Below are 2,874 nucleotides of genomic sequence, written 5' to 3' on the forward strand. Positions count from 1 at the left end.
ATCGGCGAACAGAATTTACAAAAGATGGGATTTGTGCATGACGGCGATTTTCTTTTTGCTGCAAACAGGCACGATATCGGAGAAAAGACAGTGCTTGGAAGAAAATTTCAGGCAAATGGCGGTTATGAGGAAGGTGTCGAGCTGTTAACGATGCTTGCTAATCATCCCTCGTCTGCCAAGTTTATTTCGAGAAAGATTGCCATCCGTTTTGTAAATGATAATCCATCGCAAAAGCTCGTGGATAGGATGAGCGCAGCGTTTACTAAGACAAAAGGGAATATTTCAGAAGTATTGATGACAATGGTTTCATCCCCTGAGTTTTGGAATAAAGAAGCGCTTCGGGAAAAAACTAAATCACCGTTTGAATTAGCTATCAGCGCTACTAGAAGCCTGAATGCCGACATTTGGCAGCCCTACCAATTGTTCACGTGGATTAATAAAATGGGACAAAAGATGTACTCGTATCAGGCTCCTACAGGTTTCCCTGATAAAGGCCAATACTGGATCAATACTGGTTCTTTATTGAATAGAATGAATTTTGGGCTTGCCCTTGCTTCGCAGCGGATACCCGGCATTCGTGTTAACCTTGCCGCTATGAACAAGAATAGGGAGCCAGAGAGCTCTGAGGCGGCATTGATGACCTACGGAAGGATGATCATGCCCGAACGCGATCTAAGTCAAACCATTGATCGCCTGAGACCTATGCTTAATGATCCGGATCTTCAGAAGAAAATCGAAGATGCGGCTTCAAAAAATACAGTTCCACAGGACAAGGCTACAATGGTGGATGAAGATTTATCTATGATGGATACATCAAAAGATAAAAAATACGTACGGGCTTCGGTAAAGCGAGATCAAGGGAAGGTACAAACTGCCGCAGGGTCAAATACAATGCTGGCTCAGGTAGTGGGAGTTATTCTGGGTTCACCGGAATTTCAACGTAAGTAGATTTAAAACGTAGATCATGATATCTAGAAAAGCATTTCTGAAAGCCGGCGGATTGGCGCTCTTTGGCGTCAGCATGGGAGGTATTCCAACTTTCCTAGCAGAAGCAGCAAACCTCACACAGGCTCCCGGCTTGTTTAAGCGCAAGAAGATCCTTGTCTCAATATTTCAACGGGGTGCAATGGATGGCCTCATGGCAGTAACGCCTTTCGGGGATAAATATCTTCAAACCGCCAGACCGGGCCTAATGATGTCGGCCGCCAAGGGAGGAAATTTAAATCCTTTGATAGATTTGGATGGGCGCTTCGGTCTGCATCCTTCTATGGCTGCTTTTGAGCGGATGTTTCGTGAGAAGAGACTTGGAATAGTCCATGGCATTGGTTCTCCTAACAATACCCGGTCGCATTTTGATGCCCAGGATTATATGGAATCCGGTACCCCATTTAGCAAGGGAACGCCCAGCGGATGGTTGAACAGAGCTGTGGGTCTTCTTGGCCATGATGCAACTCCTTTTCAGGCGGTGAGTTTAACCTCGTCAATGCCCAGATCCTTTTATGGAGATATGCCATCCGTGGCTATAAATAACCTGCAGGATTTCACGATACAAATGAAGGGAAATCCTATGGGCACAAGCCGCGTTTCCCAAAGCTTTGAAGATCTGTATGATCAAACTTCGTCTGGCTTGCTTAAGCAAACTGGTAAGGAAAGCTTTGATGCAATGAAAATGCTGAAAAGCGTGGATACAAAAAATTATAAACCGGCAAATAATGCTGCTTACCCAAATACAGCATTAGGTAATTCATTAAAGCAGATCGCACAGCTGATTAAAATGGATGTTGGTCTTGAAGTCGCTTTTGCTGAATCAGGAGGCTGGGATACGCACTTTAATCAAGGTAAAGATACTGGAGTATTTGCCAGGAATGTATCTGATCTTAGTAATAGCATCATGGCGTTTTGGACGGATATGACAGCTTATCAGGACGATCTTACAGTAATGACCATGACTGAGTTCGGGCGGACGGTTAGACAGAATGGAACAGGCGGTACGGATCACGGCCGCGCTTCATGTAATTTCATTCTTGGCAATGATGTTAATGGGGGAATTGTGCATGGTAACATTCAGCCATTGGCACTGGAAAATCTTGAAGATGGGCGTGATCTGGCTGTAACGACGGATTTCAGAAGTGTTTTCAGCGAGGTAGCTAATAAGCATTTGCTTATCAATAATAATAAAATTCTATTCCCGGGGTTTGAGGGGAAAGGGATTGGGGTAATGAGGTAGTAAGTTGAGAGTTGAGAGTTGAGAGTTGAGAGTGGAGAGTGGAGAATTTCGATTTATACTGGAAATTGGTAACTGAGACAACTGTCCACTATTTAAAATATTTTCTCAGATCGTTCACGGCCATTCTCATCCGTGTTTTAAGGGTTCCTACGGGAATATTTAACTCTTCAGCAGCTTCTACGTGGGTGTATCCTCTATAATAGACCAGATCGATTATAGATTTGTACTCCGGTTTTAAGCGCGTTACAATTTCCCGGACGCCAATAGTTTCTGGGTTGTGCCGAACATTGAACTGGTTATCAACTGTGTTTTGCAGGTCAGATATCTTATCATTAAGATTGCCATTGCGATAAGATTTACTTTTTAGTTTATCAAGTGCTAGATTACGGGCGAGGTTAGACATCCATGTAAAAAGTCTTCCTTTGGATGGATCATACAGGTGAAAAGATTGCCAGATCCTTATAAATGTTTCCTGAAGAACATCCTCTGCTACTTCTTCTTCCCTTACAATACGTCTGATGATTCCGAACAAGGAGCTGCAGTACATAGAATATAAAGCTTCGAGCGATTTTCTGTCACCAGTTCCAAGACCAGTAACCAGGTCGGTTTCTGTAAGTGCCGCTTTGCTATAATCTCTACTGAGATGT

At 43.5% G+C, this 2,874-nt stretch carries 3 protein-coding genes; 2 read left to right on the forward strand and 1 reads right to left on the reverse strand.

The genetic code is table 11. The features are described 5' to 3' along the window. Both WKF69_RS17170 and WKF69_RS17175 read left to right on the forward strand, forming a co-directional pair. Positions 1 to 948: DUF1800 family protein (locus WKF69_RS17170; protein WP_340383454.1), on the forward strand; the 948-nt coding region annotated here is incomplete at its 5' end. Between the two features lie 16 nt (positions 949 to 964). Continuing rightward, entirely contained in the window at positions 965 to 2,227 is a 1,263-nt protein-coding gene (locus WKF69_RS17175; RefSeq protein WP_340383455.1) for a DUF1501 domain-containing protein, read from the forward strand. Between the two features lie 88 nt (positions 2,228 to 2,315). On the opposite strand, the gene WKF69_RS17180 is transcribed toward WKF69_RS17175, so the two are convergent. Further along, positions 2,316 to 2,874 (reverse strand): sigma-70 family RNA polymerase sigma factor (locus WKF69_RS17180; RefSeq protein WP_340383456.1); only part of this gene is annotated, 559 nt, incomplete at its 5' end.

The sequence above is a fragment of the Daejeonella sp. genome, assembly GCF_037719425.1.
GTDB lineage: Bacteria > Bacteroidota > Bacteroidia > Sphingobacteriales > Sphingobacteriaceae > Daejeonella.